Genomic DNA, 14,028 nt, shown 5'->3' with positions numbered 1-14,028 from the left:
TTTTCCTGTTCCATCAAACCCTCGATCAGGTCAGCGCGATCGACTGGTTCTTGCGCTCGGCCAGGCGCTTTTCCAGGTAGTGGATGTTCTGTCCACCGGCCTGGAAGCCCTTGTCGCGCATGATGCGCTGCTGCAGGGCGACGTTGGTCTTGATGCCGTCCACGACCATCTCGCTCAGCGCCACGCGCATGCGCGCGATGGCGGTGTCGCGGTCCGGGCCGTGCACGATCAGCTTGCCGATCATCGAGTCGTAGTTCGGCGGGACCTTGTAGCCGGCGTAGATGTGGGTATCCACGCGCACGCCCGGGCCACCCGGCGGGTAGAAGCCGGTGATCAGGCCGGGGCTGGGGATGAAGGTTTCCGCGTCCTCGGCGTTGATGCGGCATTCGATGGCGTGGCCGTGCAGCACCACGTCGCTCTGCTTGATCGTCAGCTTCTGGCCCGAGGCGATGCGCAGCTGCTCGGCGACCAGGTCGATGCCGGTCACCATCTCCGTCACCGGATGCTCCACCTGCACGCGGGTGTTCATCTCGATGAAGTAGAAGCGGCCGTCCTCGAACAGGAACTCGAACGTGCCGGCGCCGCGGTAGCCGATGCGGATGCAGGCTTCCACGCAGACCTTGCCGATCTGCTCGCGCAGTTCGGCGGTGATGCCCGGTGCCGGTGCTTCTTCCACCACCTTCTGGTGACGGCGCTGCATCGAGCAGTCGCGCTCACCCAAGTGGATGGCGTTGCCCTGGCCATCGGCCAGCACCTGGATTTCCACGTGGCGCGGATTCTCCAGGTACTTCTCCATGTAGACCTCACCGTTGCCGAAGGCGGCCTTGGCCTCGGACTTGGTGGTCTCGATGGAGGCCTTCAGTGCGCCCTCGGCATGCACCACGCGCATGCCGCGGCCGCCACCGCCGCCCGATGCCTTGATGATGACCGGGTAGCCGATCTCGCGGGCGATCTTGGTGTTGGCGACGATGTCCTCCCCCAGCGGGCCGCCCGAGCCGGGCACGCACGGTACGCCGGCGGCCTTCATCGCGCGGATGGCTTCGACCTTGTCGCCCATCAGGCGGATGGTTTCCGCACGCGGGCCGATGAAGATGAAGCCGGACTGCTCCACGCGCTCGGCGAAGTCGGCGTTCTCGGACAGGAAGCCGTAGCCGGGGTGGATGGCCTGGGCGTCGGTGACTTCAGCGGCGGCGATCAGCGCCGGGATGTTGAGGTAGCTTTCCGACGACGGGGCCGGGCCGATGCAGACCGACTCGTCGGCCATGGCCACGTGCTTGAGGTTGCGGTCGACGGTGGAGTGCACCGCGACCGTGCGGATGCCCAGGGTGTGGCACGCGCGCAGGATGCGCAGCGCGATTTCCCCTCGGTTGGCGATTACGACCTTGTCGAGCATGGCCGGCGCCTCAGGCGATCACGAACAGCGGCTGGTCGAATTCCACCGGGCTGCCGTTCTCGCCGAGGATGGCCACCACGGTGCCGGACACTTCGGCCTCGATCGGGTTGAACATCTTCATCGCCTCGATGATGGCCAGGGTTTCACCGGCCTTGATGGTCTGGCCGACGCTGACGAAGGCCGGCTTGTCCGGCGAGGACGAGGCATAGAAGGTGCCGACCATCGGCGCACGCTGCACGTGGCCTTCCGGCAGGGCGTTGCCCGGCTTGGCGGTGCCACCGGTGGAGGCCTCGGTCGGGCCGCTCATCGGCATGGCCGCCGGCGCAGCGGCCGGGGCGGGCGCGTAGACCGGGGCGGCGACCGGGGCGGCGTAGCCGCCGACCGGGGTGCGCGACAGGCGCACGGATTCCTCGCCTTCCTTGATCTCGATCTCGGCCAGGTTCGACTCTTCCAGCAGGTCGATGAGCTTCTTGATTTTGCGCAGATCCATGAGGGCCTCTTTCGTTCTGTTGTAGCGGTAAGGTGGGGGCGCGGTGCGCCGGGTCAAAGTTCGTAGAAGTCGCGCAGTTGCCGGGTGCGGTCCTGCGCGTGGATGGTCAGGCAATGCGACCGCGCACCATTGCGCGAGGTTCCATCTGCATTGAAGGCGTAGACCGCGGCGCAGTCCTGGTCACGCAGGGTGATCCAGGCGCGTTGCGCGGCCACCAGCTGCTGCTCGGCGCTGTCGCAATGGCTGCAGCTGCCGTCGGTGGCCTGCTGCCGCAATTGCTGGCGCACCTGGCGGTAGACGGCATTGAGTGCCTCGTCGGCGTCCTCGGCGCGGTCGGCCGCGCACAGGTCGCTTTCCATCGTGCTGACCGCGGTCGTGCAGTCGATGCCCTCGGCGGCACGGTCACGGGCCGGGCGCGCATGCGCCGGCGCCAGCAGCACGCTGCCCAGGGCCAGTCCGACCAGCAGGTGCGGCAGCGCTTTCACGCGGCAGCCGCCAGCCGCTGCAGGGCGGCGTCCATCGCATAGCGGTAGCTGTCGGCGCCAAAGCCGCAGATCACGCCCACCGCCTTGTCGCTCAGGTAGCTGTGCTGCCGGAACGGCTCGCGGCTGTGCGGGTTGGACAGGTGGATCTCGATGAAGGGAATGGCCACGGCAGCCAGCGCGTCGCGCAGGGCCACCGAGGTATGCGTGAAAGCAGCCGGATTGATCAGGATGAAAGCGGTTCCATCGGTGCGCGCGGCCTGCACCCGGTCCACCAGCACGTGTTCGGCGTTGGACTGCAGGTGGTCGGTGGCATGGCCGGCGGCCTGTGCCTGCGCGGCCAGCGCCGCATCGATCTGGGCCAGCGTGGTGTGGCCGTAGACCTCGGGCTCGCGAGTGCCCAGCAGGTTCAGGTTGGGGCCGTGGAGAACCAGCAGTTTTGCCATGGACCGAGGGAAGGCGGGAAAGGGCGGCAGTGTGATCGAAGCCGGCAATGCTGTCCAGTTCGGCGAAATTAGCCGTGTTTAAAGCAATTGTTTGAATCCTGATGCGGCTGGACCCGTGCGGCATGGTGGGCCATTTCCGTCATGCCCACAGCGGTTTGGTGGGAAGAGTCGCAGTGCAGGGCCTACTGCCCACGAACAGCCGCCCGACGCAATGCGCAACGGTTGGCAGCGTGATGGGCGACGTTCGCGGATATCGCACCGCGTAGCTGCACGGCCAGGCGCGCGCGGCCATCTCCCTTCTCCCGAAAAGTGGGAGAAGGTGCCTCGAAGGGGCGGATGAGGGCGGCTTTCCCTGCCGCCGGACACTGCAAGTGAACCCACGATTCCCCGGATCGCGGTCCAACGGATGCCCCATCCAGTTCGCCCCCATTAATAGACGACCGGTCTATTTGAAATACGATGCGCCCCATGAACTTGTCCCCCAAAGCCCAAGCCACCCGCCAGCACATCCTCGATACCGGCTACCGGCTGGTATTGCAGAAGGGATTTGCCGCGCTCGGCCTTCAGGAAATCCTCAAGGCCTGCGCGGTGCCGAAGGGCTCGTTCTATCACTACTTCCCGTCCAAGGAAGCGTTCGGCTGCGAACTGCTGCAACAGTACGTCGACGGCTACGGGCGCAAGCTGGAGCAGTTGCTGGCCGATGGCGGCACCGGCCGCGAACGGCTGATGCGCTACTGGGAGGCATGGATGCGTGACCCGGCCGACCCGGCGCAGGGCTGGGCCGAGGAGTGCCTGGTGGTGAAGCTCGCCGCCGAGGTCGCGGACCTTTCCGAGGACATGCGCCGGGTGCTGGATGACGGCGTGCAGCGGCTGTTGCAGCGGATCGCCGTGCTGGTCGAGGAAGGCCGCGCCGATGGCTCGCTGCCGGCCGGCAAGCCCGCCCTGGATGTGGCGCGGGTGCTCTACCAGATGTGGCTGGGCGCAGCCCTGCTGTCCAAGCTGAGCCAGGACCACCTGCCCCTGCAGCAGGCGCGCGAGGCCACCGAACACCTGTTGACCTGCGGCCATCGCGCCGCGTGATTTCCCCACCGCCCCAACGATTGAAGGCACTGACATGAACGTCCTGTTCGTACTGACCTCGCACGACCAGCTCGGCGACACCGGGCACAAGACCGGCTTCTGGCTGGAGGAGTTCGCCGCACCGTACTACGTGTTCAAGGATGCCGGCGCCACCCTCACCCTGGCCTCGCCGGCCGGTGGCCAGCCGCCGCTGGACCCGCGCAGCGACGAGCCCGACGCACAGACGCCGGCCACCCGGCGCTTCAACGGCGACGATGCGGCGCGCCAGCGCCTGGCCACCACGCTGCCGCTGGGGCAGGTCGATGCCAGCCAGTTCGATGCGGTGTTCTACCCCGGCGGTCACGGTCCACTGTGGGACCTGGCCCGCGATGCCGATTCGATCGCGCTGATTGAAACCTTCGACCGTGCCAACAAGCCGCTGGGGCTGGTCTGCCACGCGCCGGCGGCGCTGGTCGCGGCGAAGAAGGCCGACGGCAGTCCGCTGGTGGCTGGCCGCAAGGTCACCGGTTTCTCCAACAGCGAGGAGGACGCGGTCGGCCTGAGCGCGGTGGTGCCGTTCCTGATCGAGGACGCGTTCACCCGCCTGGGAGGTGACTACGCCAAGGGGCCGGACTGGCAGTCCTTCGTTGTGACCGACGGTCGGCTGGTCACCGGGCAGAACCCGGCCAGCTCCGAAGCCGTGGCCCAGGCGCTGCTCGCGCAGCTCGGTTGAGCGGGCCCGTCACTCTCCCCTGGTTCCTGGCCGCGCGACTTGCGCAGGCCACCTCACATACAAGGAATTCCGCCATGAAGATCTTCTACAAGACCCGCGCCACCGCGACCGGTGGCCGTGCCGGTCGTACCGCCCTGGACGACGGCAGCCTTGCGCTCGACCTCGCCCTGCCGGGCTCCGGCAAGGCCGGTGCCAATCCCGAGCAGTTGTTCGCGCTCGGCTATGCGGCCTGCTTCGACAACGCGCTGCCGGTGGCGGCCAAGAAGCTGCAGCTGCAACCCACCCACACCGCCACCTCGGTGGAAGTGGGCATCGGCCAGACCGCCGAGGGCGGCTATGCGTTGGACATCGACCTGAGCGTGGCGGTGCAGGGCCTGGACGAGGCCGACGCGCGCCGCCTGGTCGAGGCCGCGCACCAGATCTGCCCGTACTCCAACGCCACCCGCGGCAATGTCGACGTGCGCCTGCACGTGACTATCGCCTGAGCCCCGGGGAGACCGTCATGCGCAGTGCGATCCACGCCACGTTTGGTGAACCGTCCCAGGTCCTGGTCCTCGGCGACAGTGCCGTGCCGCAACCCGGCCCGGGCGAAGTACGGATCAGGACGATCCTCGCGCCGATCCACAACCACGACCTGTGGACGGTACGCGGCCAGTACGGCTACAAGCCGGAGTTGCCGGCCATTGGCGGCAGCGAAGCGGTCGGCACCGTCGACGCGCTCGGCGAAGGCGTCGAAGGCTTGGCGATCGGCCAGCGGGTGATGGCGGCCTCGGTGCACGGCACCTGGGCCGAGTACTTCATCGCACCGGCGCGCATGGTCATCCCGGTGCCTGCCGGCATCGCCGATGAAGCCGCCGCGCAGCTGGTCGCGATGCCGTTGAGTGCGCTGATGCTGCTGGAATTCCTGCAGGCCCGCCCGGGCCAATGGATCGTGCAGAACACCGCCAACGGTGCGGTCGGCAAGACCCTGGCGATGCTTGCCGGCGCGCGTGGCGTGCCCGTGCTTGGGCTGGTGCGTCGCGATGCCGGCGTGGATGAACTCAAGGCGCTGGGCATCGACACCGTGCTGTCCACCGCACAGCCGGACTGGAAGGCACGCGCCCGCGCGCTGCTCGGCGACACGCTGGCGCATGCAGCGGTGGATTCCATCGGTGGCCAGGCCAGCGCGGACCTGGTATCGCTGCTGGGAGACAACGGCACGCTGGTGTCGTTCGGCACGATGGCCGGTGAGCCGATGCAGATTCCCTCCGGTGACCTGATCTTCAAGCAGGCCACGGTCAAGGGCTTCTGGGGCAGCAAGGTCAGCCGCGAGATGTCGGGCGACAACAAGCGTCGTCTGGTCGGCGAACTGTTGCAGCGTGCGATGAGCGGTGAACTGACATTGCCGGTGCAGGCGACCTATGACCTGGCCGACGTCGCCGAAGCCACGCGCGCAAGCCTGCTGCCAGGCCGCAGGGGCAAGGTGCTGTTGCGGCCGTGAGGCACGACGCGCCGCTGGAGCGACACTGCCCCACGCCGAAGCGCGGGGCAGTGTCGTTGTGCGATGCGGTGCACGCTCAGGGGGCGCCGGACGTGGCCCAGGCCTCGATCTCGCCGGCCTTGAACGGGCCAAGCTTGTGCTTGACGAAACGCCCCTGGGCATCGAGCAGCACGCTGTAGGGCAGCAGCCCCTGCGTGTTGCCGAGCTTGACGCTGGCATCGTCGGGGCCGGGCGTGTCGATCACGATCGGGTAGTACACCGGCACATTGCCCAGGAAATCCTGCACCGCTTCCGGGGTGTCCAGGGCGATGCCCACCACCCGTGGGCCGTCGTCGGCATGCGCGGCGGCCAAGCGTGCCAGCTCCGGCATTTCCTCGATGCATGGCGCGCACCAGCTGGCCCAGACATTGATCAGCACCGGGCGGCCCTTGAAGTGCTCCGGGAACCGTACCGGCATGCCGTCCAGGTCGGGCAGGGTGAACGCGGTCAGTGCACTGCCGGGGCGGACGTCATAGGTGGGGGCCACGGCTGGCGCGGCTGGGAACGGGGTCTGCATCGTCGGCGGCGGGGCGGGGCGGGTCAGCCACGCCCCGGCTGCCAGGCCGGCGGCAGCGGCGATGCCCGCCACCCACGCTGCCGTGCGGCACACTTCAGCGCGCCGCGCGCAGCAGCGCGTCTTCGACGATGGACTGGGTCAGCACGGTGGGCAGCACGCGCGGCGGTGCGCCCGGGCCGTACACCACGTACAGCGGCACGCCCACGGCCTTGTGCTGCTCCAGGAAGGCGCTGATCTGCGGATCGACGTTGGTCCAGTCGCCGTGCATGTACACCGCGTCCACGCGCTTGAGCGAATCACGGAACGCATCGCGGTTGAGCACGCCGCGCTCGTTGGCCTTGCAGGTCACGCACCAGTCGGCGGTCATGTTGACGAACACCACGCGGTTGTCGGCGCGCAGGCGGTCGAGCATTTCCGGCGAATAGGCGACCACGCCTTCCTGGGCGGCGGCCGCGGCAGGCGGCGGCAGGCGGGTGACGCCCCACACCGGGATCAGCGACAGCACCGCCAGTACCAGGCCAAGCACCATGCCGGTCCGGCGGCTGTGCCAGCGGCTGCGCTCGAACCACCACAGGCCCAGCGCCAGCGTCGCCGCACCGGCCAGCATCAGCGCCATCGCGTCGATGCCGCGCTGCTTGCCCAGCACCCACAACAGCCAGATGGCGGTCAGGTACATCGGGAATGCCAGCACCTGCTTGAAGGTTTCCATCCATGCGCCCGGCTTGGGCAGGCGACGGGCCAGCGACGGCACGAAGCCGATCAGCAGGAACGGCAGCGCCAGGCCCAGGCCCAGCGCCACGAACACGAGGAAGGCCAGCGGCGCCGGTGCGGTGAACGCGTAGGCCAGCGCCGAGCCCATGAACGGGGCGATGCACGGGCTGGCCACCACGCAGGCCAGCACGCCGGTGAAGAAGTCGCCGCTGGGGCCGCTGCGGCGCGCCAGCGACTGGCCGATGCCGCCCAGGTTGGTGCCCAGGGTGAACACACCGGTGAGGCTCAGGCCGACCATGAACATCAGGTAGACCAGGGTGGCGATGAACCAGGGATGCTGCAGCTGGAAGCCCCAACCGGCGGCCTGGCCGGCCGCGCGCAATGCCAGCACCAGGCCACCGACCGCGGCGAAAGCCACCAGCACGCCGGCGGTGTACCACAGGGCATGGCTGCGGGCGTGGGCACGGCTCTCACCGCTCTGCGCCAGGCCCAGCACCTTCAACGACAGCACCGGCAGCACGCACGGCATCAGGTTCAGCACCAGGCCACCGGCCAGTGCCAGCAGCAGGGCCCACAGCAGCGAGCCGTGGTCTTCGGTGGTGCCCGGCGGTTGGCTGCGCTGGCTGTTCTCGGCCGAGGCATCGGGCGCCGGTTCGGTCAGGTTGGGCGCGCCCGGGTCCGGGCGTACCACCAGCGGCTGCGGGGTCGGCGGGCTGGTCGGGTCGATGGCCGGCAGTACCGGCGCGCGATCCTTCTTGCCGCTGGGCAGCGGCGGGATCACCAGGGGCGCGACGGTGGCTTCCTCGCGCGCGGAGATGCGGCCGGCGGGGAGCTGCAGCTTCACCCGGCGGGTCATCGGCGGGTAGCAGATGCCGTCGGTCTGGCAGCCCTGGAAGGTCACCACCAGGGTGGCGGGGCTGGCTTCGGCGCGGTCGCGGCGCAGCGGCAGCGGCACGTCGACCTGGTCGAAGTAGACCACCACGTCGCCGAAATGCTCGTCGCGGTGCGAGGTGCCGTTGGGCCATTGCGGGCGGCCGGTGCGGATGCCCGGTGCGCCTTCCAGGCCCAGCGAGGTGCGGTCGCGGTACAGGTAGTAGCCCGGCGCCGGCGAGAAACGCAGCAGCAGGCGGTTGCCATCATCGACGATGGCCTCGAAGCCGAACGCCTTGTCCGCCGGCAGCGGCAGGTTCTGCGTGGCGGCGGCGCCGGGCAGCTTCAGCCCGCCGCTGTTGTTGGCGGCCAGGGGATTGAACATCGGTGCCGCGGCGGTCGCGGCCGGCGGCTGCTCGCCGCCGGGGCCGGGCAGGCGGACCTCGATGCTGCGCTTCTGCGGCGGGTAGCACACCCCGGCGTCGGCGCAGCCCTGGTAGCGGACCTCCAGCGTGACCGTCTGCGTGCCCGCTTCGGCGGTGCCGGGCAACACGGCGCGCAGCTGGCGGTGGTAGGTCTCCACGTCGCCGAAGAACTCGTCGTGCTTCTGCTCGCCCCTGCTGGGGAACTGCAGTGCCTCGGCGGTGAAGCCGGGGCCGGCCTTGATGCTGGTGCGGTGCCGGTAGAGGTAATAGCCGGGGGCGATGTCCCAGCGCAGTTCAATGCGGTCGCGACTCGGCGCGGTGGCCTGCAGGGCGAAGGCCTGGTCCACCGGGAGCAGGTCCTTCTCGCTGACAGCCAGTGCGGGCAGGGCGGTCAGGCAGAGCAGGCAAAGGGCGATAAAACGTCGCAGCAGCATCATCAACTCAGGTTTCCTCCCGGGTCTGTGCCCGGATCCAATCCAGATACGCCGGCAATCCGGCGCTGGCGGAGATCGCCACGATCTCCGGTAGTTCGTAGGGGTGCCGCTCGAGGATGGTGGCTTGCAGGGCCTCCAACCGGTCCGCGCAGGTCTTGATCAACAGCTGGACCTCCTCGGCCTGCTCGATCTGCCCCTGCCAGCCATACACAGACTGCATCGGGGGCAACAAGTTCACGCACGCCGCCAGCCGCCGCGCCACCAGGTGGTGGGCCAGGGCCTGCGCGCTGTCGTGATCGGGGCAGGTGCAGAAGACCAGTCTTACGTCCATCCGCGGGATTGTCGCAGAAGGCGCTGCGGCACTTTCGGATGGAAGTGTTGACATCGTTGTCATCGATTGTATATTGCCCTGCGTCACGATTTCACCTCGTCTTCACTTGACAGCGTGGCGCTCGGTCGGGCTCGACGCGCCGCAAGGACGCAGAAGGCCAGGTCCGCAGCGCCTACAGGGGGTCTCAATGGAACGACGCAGTGCCCAGGGCTTCACGCTCATCGAATTGATGGTCGTGGTGGCCATCCTCGCCATCCTCGCGGCAATCGCGGTCCCGGCCTATGGCAACTACGTGCTGCGCAGCCGTATCCGCGTGGCGCAGAGCGACCTGCTGGCGTTGTCGGCCAACGTCGAGAACTTCCGCCAGCGCACGCTGGGCTATCCGGCCAGCGATGAGCTCGCCAAGAAGGGGTGGAGCGCCGGGACCAAGAGCGGCAGCTTCAGCTACAGCTACACCGCCACCGGCAGTGGCTACGACATCCAGGCCGTGGCCAGCGGCGCGATGGGCAAGGCCAGCGGCTGCACGCTGAGCATCGACGCCAACAACGGGCGTGCGGTGTCGGGCAATTGCCTTGGCGTGAGCGATTGGCCATGAGCAGGCGCGTCGCCGGTTTCTCGCTGGTCGAGTTGATGGTGACGTTTGCGGTGATGGCGGTGCTGGCCCTGGCGGCGATGCCGTTCGCCCGTGGCTGGATTGACGGCAACCGGCAGATGCAGGCCCGCAACCTGATGTGGGAGGCGGTGTCGCAGACGCGCGCGCTGGCGCTGCGCAACCCGGAAAACGTCGGCCTGGACGCGGTGTCGGCACGGCTGGTGCGCGACGGGCGCACGCTGTCGGTGCTGCGTGCCGACGGCAGCGAGGTGGCATGGTCCGGCCAGCTGCCGCGCAGCGCGGACATCAAGTTGACCGGCAGCAACGACTTCGACGATGCACAGGCGCTGCAGGCCTCCGCCGACGACCTGGCCTGCGTGGCCTTCGGCAACCGCGGCCAGCGTCTGCCGCTGGCCGCGGCCTGCACCAGCGGCATCACCCTGCACCGCCTAGCCATTGGCATGAACCGCCAGGACCCCCTGTATGTCGACCTGCTCTGACCGCCGCGGGCAACGCGGCGACGTGATGCTCGAAGCCCTGTTCGGGGTGCTGATCACCAGCCTGATCGGTGCCGGGCTGGCGCATGTGGCCGCCAGCGCGATGAACAGCCAGCGCGATGCCAAGGTGGAAAACCTGGTGGTCGAACACCTGCGTGGCCAGCTGCAGCGCCGCGGCGTCGGCCTTTGCGATGGCGGCAACATCGATCTGCCGTTGCCGGGCAATGACAAGCAGGCACGGGTGAGCTGCGAGGCGGCCTCGGCCAACGTCACCGTGGCCGGCGTGACCCATGCCATCGATGCGCCCGTGCGCGTGGACCTGACCGTGGCCGCGACCGACCTGGGCAGCAAGGATGCCGCCGGGGACGATCCGGACCTGCTGATCTCGACGAGGCAATGAGCATGGCGCGCCGTCCTGCATTGCATTTGGCCGCGAACCGGCAAGGGGGGCAGACCCTGATCAGCCTGCTGATCGGTGTGCTGATCTCGCTGATCACCATCGCCGCGATGCTGGTGCTGTACAAGACCATGATCGAAGTATCGGCCAATGCCTCGCGCAGCGCCCTGCGTGACGGTCAGGTGTCGGCGGCGTTGCTGGCCGCGCAGATGGAACTGCAATCGGCGGGCTTCGGCATGCCGGCCACTGCTTCGCTGGAGGATCGCGTGGTGATCTCCGAGGCCGGCAAACGCGTGGTCTGGCGGTTCCTGGAAGGTGCGCAGGGCCGCTGCGCCGGCCTGCAGGTGGAAACCCATGGCATCAGCCGGCTGCCGGCCAAGGACTGCAACGGCCTGGCCAGCGTTTCCTGGAATGCCAACGAACAGCAACCGATGGCGCGCATGCCGACCAACCCGGACGGCAGCGTGTTCACGCTGGCCGACGAGGTGGGCGGGATGTCCCTGGCTGCCGGCTATGCCTTCCATCTCAGTGGTGCGCCGGTCAACTGCCTGCCCTACATGCAGCAGTCCGATGCCGGAAGCCTGCCGGCCGGACGCACCCTGGACCTGAAGTCAGGCGATGGCAGCAGCGTGCTGTTCTCGGTCTGCCTGCCCAACCTTGCCGTAGTCAACGCGTGATGACGCAGGAGCGCACACACATGTCGAGGACGACGTATTCGCCACCCCGCCACCAGCGTGGCATCGCCACCCTGCTGATCGTGCTGGTGCTGGGACTGGCGGTATCGGTCACGGTTGCGGCGACGCTCTATTCGCTGCGCGGTGCCCAGTCGCAGCAGCTGACCACCCATTCGGCCACCGCCGCGCAGGCCGCGGCGTGGCGGGGCGTGGAAGCCCTGCGCCAGTACCTGGTCGCCGTCGACAGCACGGTCTGGCCAGGCTGGGTCGGCAATGACACCAAGCCGGTGGCGGGTCTGGCTGCACTGGGCGTGAGCCGTGCGCAGCTGACCTCGGTGCAGGCGGTCGGCAGCGACCACTACCGGGTGAGCGCACAGGTCACCGGACAGGCCGGGGTCGGCACGGCGTTGACCACCGCCACGGTCGAAGTGGTGTACGACGTGATGCCGGGCAACGGCCTGCCAGGCACGCCGCCGGTATGCCATGGCATGCCCAATGCACCGGTGGTGTTCAATGGCGACGTGCGGCTGGACGGCGCCGGCACGCAGGTGGTCGATGACAAGTACGACTACGAGAACATCGTGGTCTCCGGCAAGCTGACCATCACCGCCGGTGGCAGCGGCAAGGTGTCCGGCTGCGCCAAGGGCACGGTGAACGTCAGCGGTGGCGACCTCGCCGACAACGGCCACCTGCACAGCGAAGACGACCTGGTCATCGGCGGCATGAATTTCCCGGCCGGTGCCAGGCTGTGGGCGAAGAACATCACCTTCAACGGCGGCAGCGGTGGCCCGGTCGGGCGCGCCTGGACCGGTGCCTATGACACCGTGGTCTACGCCGATGGCGTGGCGGTGGGGGAGGCCAAGGTGGGCGGCACCCTGATCGGTGACACCGTGACCGGTGGCATCCCGTGGACCCGCGGTACGGTGCTGCCGTCGGGCCTGGCCAAGGTCAAGGTGACCTTCACCGAGGGCAAGGGCAGTGCCGATGAAGTCGCGTTCCTGCTGAACCTGCCGGCATTGGACCTGCGTACGGCACTGGATGCCGGCACCGGGGAGCTGCGCGGTGCGGCGGCGGTGATGGAACAGTTGTCCGGGCAGGCGCAACCGGCCTTCCGCAATGCCGTGCTGACCTTCAGGTCCGCTGCGATCTTCGGCGGCGCGATCACCCAGGGCAGCGGCGCGACCACCCATATCAACGACGCCTGGGGTTGGAACCTCAGCTTCGGCAGCGATGGCCGCAGTTACGACAACGTGCGCGCCGCCGGCAGCCTGGCCATCCAGTACAAGGGCGTGAAGATCGGCGAGTTCGCCGGTGGCGGCTCGATCTGGGCGCAGAGCGGCAGCGCTGCAGGCACCGACTTCCCGGCGGTCAGGGGCCGCACCGCCGGCAACCGTTACTTCGGTGCCGGCAAGCAGCTGATGAACGCCGCGCTGCAGCCGGCCGGCTTTGCCGTCCAGGACGGGCAATCCAGTCTTTCGCCTGGCCTGCCCGGGCTCCCGTACTGCGATGTCCGCATCAACTACATCGATGCCGACGCCTATCGGGAACTGTCCAACTACCTGTTCGACAGCAACAACGGCCGCCCGCAGCTGACCATCCGCAACGTCACCCGCGCCGATGGCGTGGTGATCGGCGATGCCGTCGGCACCGTCTACCCGCTGCTGGACCCCGATCCGGAACAGTTGAAGGTCCTGGAGGACCTGTTCGCCTGCGGCAGCTGGGCCGGTGCCGACAAGGGCTGCCGGGCGATGTTCGGCAACGGCAAGTGGAACCTGCAACCGCAGAAGACCCCGGCCGGCGTGTTCTGGTTCGATGCCTCGCTGAACGTGCGTGCGGCCAGCGCCATCGTCGGTTCACTGATCGTCCGGGGCGACCTTGCCCTGATCGACGCAGGTGGCAGCAAGCTGCTGGAGGCACCGAATTTCGCCGGTGCCGGCAAGGTCTGCGGTGGCCGCTATATCCCCACCAATCTGTGCGCCAGCCGCAGCGAGCTGGTGATCTGGACCGATGCCGAAGGCAAACCCCACACCGGCGCGCCGATCGGCAATGCCGCAGTGATCAGCACCGGCGGCATGGATGCCCAGGGCTGGACCAGCATCCGTGGCTCGGTGGTGCTGGGCAAGCGTGTCACCGTCAGCGGCTCGAAGGTCAATATCGAGGGCAGCCTGAGCGTCGGCAACAACGAGTTTTCCAAGATCGATATCGGTGCCAGCGGCCTGAAGGTGGAAACGCCGCAGGACTGGAAGAACCTGGGGCAGTTGCCGTTCTGCAGCAAGGGCGTGGAATCCACGCCTTCGGTGCAGGCCACCGCCTCAGTGCAATGGTCGCGTTACCTCTGATCCAGTAGAAGAAACCACGCTCGCCGTTCGCGGGGCACCTCTCTCTGACTTGTGGCGTGCCCCGCTTATCCCCCGGGGTACGCCACTTTTTTATGCAGGGGAGCAGGCCGGTTGCCCGG

16 protein-coding genes are annotated in these 14,028 nt (G+C 68.3%); 9 read left to right on the top strand and 7 right to left on the bottom strand.

The genetic code is table 11. The features are described from left to right. Positions 1-25: 25 nt before the first annotated feature. Genes accC through aroQ form a run of 4 tightly spaced genes read right to left on the bottom strand, consistent with a single transcriptional unit; the run spans position 26 to position 2,811 of the window. Complete coding sequence (gene accC, locus IB227_RS07250) at positions 26-1,393, bottom strand: acetyl-CoA carboxylase biotin carboxylase subunit (protein ID WP_192286810.1); 1,368 nt, start codon at positions 1,391-1,393, stop codon at positions 26-28. 10 nt (positions 1,394-1,403) lie between these two features. Beyond that, positions 1,404-1,883, bottom strand: coding sequence for an acetyl-CoA carboxylase biotin carboxyl carrier protein (accB, locus tag IB227_RS07245; protein ID WP_192286809.1), 480 nt, complete (start codon positions 1,881-1,883; stop codon positions 1,404-1,406). A 53-nt stretch (positions 1,884-1,936) separates the two neighbouring features. Then, a complete protein-coding gene (locus IB227_RS07240; protein ID WP_225591744.1) occupies positions 1,937-2,350 on the bottom strand; it encodes a lysozyme inhibitor LprI family protein in 414 nt (137 codons plus the stop codon). 14 nt (positions 2,351-2,364) lie between these two features. Next, positions 2,365-2,811, bottom strand: coding sequence for a type II 3-dehydroquinate dehydratase (gene aroQ, locus IB227_RS07235; RefSeq protein ID WP_132863376.1), 447 nt, complete (start codon positions 2,809-2,811; stop codon positions 2,365-2,367). Between the two features lie 468 nt (positions 2,812-3,279). Here aroQ and IB227_RS07230 point away from each other — a divergent pair, with 468 nt between their 5' ends. The 4 genes from IB227_RS07230 to IB227_RS07215 all read left to right on the top strand — a co-directional run bounded on the left by IB227_RS07230 (position 3,280) and on the right by IB227_RS07215 (position 6,083). Beyond that, a complete protein-coding gene (locus tag IB227_RS07230; RefSeq protein WP_192286807.1) occupies positions 3,280-3,891 on the top strand; it encodes a TetR/AcrR family transcriptional regulator in 612 nt (203 codons plus the stop codon). 34 nt (positions 3,892-3,925) lie between these two features. Beyond that, positions 3,926-4,603 carry a type 1 glutamine amidotransferase domain-containing protein gene (locus IB227_RS07225; protein ID WP_192286806.1) on the top strand — a complete coding sequence of 226 codons (678 nt, stop codon included), beginning with the start codon at positions 3,926-3,928 and terminating at the stop codon, positions 4,601-4,603. 74 nt (positions 4,604-4,677) lie between these two features. After that, positions 4,678-5,088, top strand: coding sequence for an organic hydroperoxide resistance protein (locus IB227_RS07220; protein ID WP_192286805.1), 411 nt, complete (start codon positions 4,678-4,680; stop codon positions 5,086-5,088). Positions 5,089-5,105: 17 nt separating this feature from the next. Beyond that, entirely contained in the window at positions 5,106-6,083 is a 978-nt protein-coding gene (locus IB227_RS07215) for a zinc-binding dehydrogenase (protein WP_192286804.1), read from the top strand. Positions 6,084-6,159: 76 nt separating this feature from the next. Here IB227_RS07215 and IB227_RS07210 read toward each other — a convergent pair whose 3' ends face one another. From IB227_RS07210 to cutA, 3 genes are read right to left on the bottom strand one after another with little or no spacing between them, the layout of a single operon-like run. Then, positions 6,160-6,711 (bottom strand): TlpA disulfide reductase family protein, encoded by a 552-nt coding sequence (locus IB227_RS07210; RefSeq protein WP_318639527.1) that lies wholly within the window; start codon positions 6,709-6,711, stop codon positions 6,160-6,162. Between the two features lie 22 nt (positions 6,712-6,733). Next, complete coding sequence (locus IB227_RS07205) at positions 6,734-9,082, bottom strand: protein-disulfide reductase DsbD (RefSeq protein ID WP_192286803.1); 2,349 nt, start codon at positions 9,080-9,082, stop codon at positions 6,734-6,736. 4 nt (positions 9,083-9,086) lie between these two features. Then, entirely contained in the window at positions 9,087-9,410 is a 324-nt protein-coding gene (cutA, locus tag IB227_RS07200; protein WP_192286802.1) for a divalent-cation tolerance protein CutA, read from the bottom strand. Between the two features lie 187 nt (positions 9,411-9,597). Here cutA and IB227_RS07195 point away from each other — a divergent pair, with 187 nt between their 5' ends. The 5 genes from IB227_RS07195 to IB227_RS07175 are packed head-to-tail and all read left to right on the top strand — an operon-like array spanning position 9,598 to position 13,909. Further along, a complete protein-coding gene (locus IB227_RS07195; RefSeq protein WP_192286801.1) occupies positions 9,598-10,005 on the top strand; it encodes a type IV pilin protein in 408 nt (135 codons plus the stop codon). Further along, the gene (locus tag IB227_RS07190; protein WP_192286800.1) at positions 10,002-10,502 is read left to right on the top strand and encodes a prepilin-type N-terminal cleavage/methylation domain-containing protein; all 501 of its coding nucleotides are present in this window, start codon (positions 10,002-10,004) and stop codon (positions 10,500-10,502) included. Before IB227_RS07195 ends, IB227_RS07190 begins: the two co-directional genes overlap by 4 nt. Then, positions 10,486-10,899 carry a hypothetical protein gene (locus tag IB227_RS07185; protein ID WP_192286799.1) on the top strand — a complete coding sequence of 138 codons (414 nt, stop codon included), beginning with the start codon at positions 10,486-10,488 and terminating at the stop codon, positions 10,897-10,899. Before IB227_RS07190 ends, IB227_RS07185 begins: the two co-directional genes overlap by 17 nt. A 2-nt stretch (positions 10,900-10,901) precedes the next feature. Continuing rightward, positions 10,902-11,573 (top strand): hypothetical protein, encoded by a 672-nt coding sequence (locus IB227_RS07180; protein ID WP_192286798.1) that lies wholly within the window; start codon positions 10,902-10,904, stop codon positions 11,571-11,573. A gap of 20 nt (positions 11,574-11,593) precedes the next feature. Further along, positions 11,594-13,909, top strand: coding sequence for a hypothetical protein (locus tag IB227_RS07175; protein WP_192286797.1), 2,316 nt, complete (start codon positions 11,594-11,596; stop codon positions 13,907-13,909). The last annotated feature ends 119 nt before the right edge of the window (positions 13,910-14,028 follow it).

Source organism: Stenotrophomonas sp. STM01, from assembly GCF_014852135.1.
In the GTDB taxonomy this organism is placed as follows: Bacteria; Pseudomonadota; Gammaproteobacteria; order Xanthomonadales; family Xanthomonadaceae; genus Stenotrophomonas; species Stenotrophomonas capsici.
Note: the sequence above shows the minus strand (reverse complement) of the source record. Positions and strands in the feature narration are given on the sequence as shown.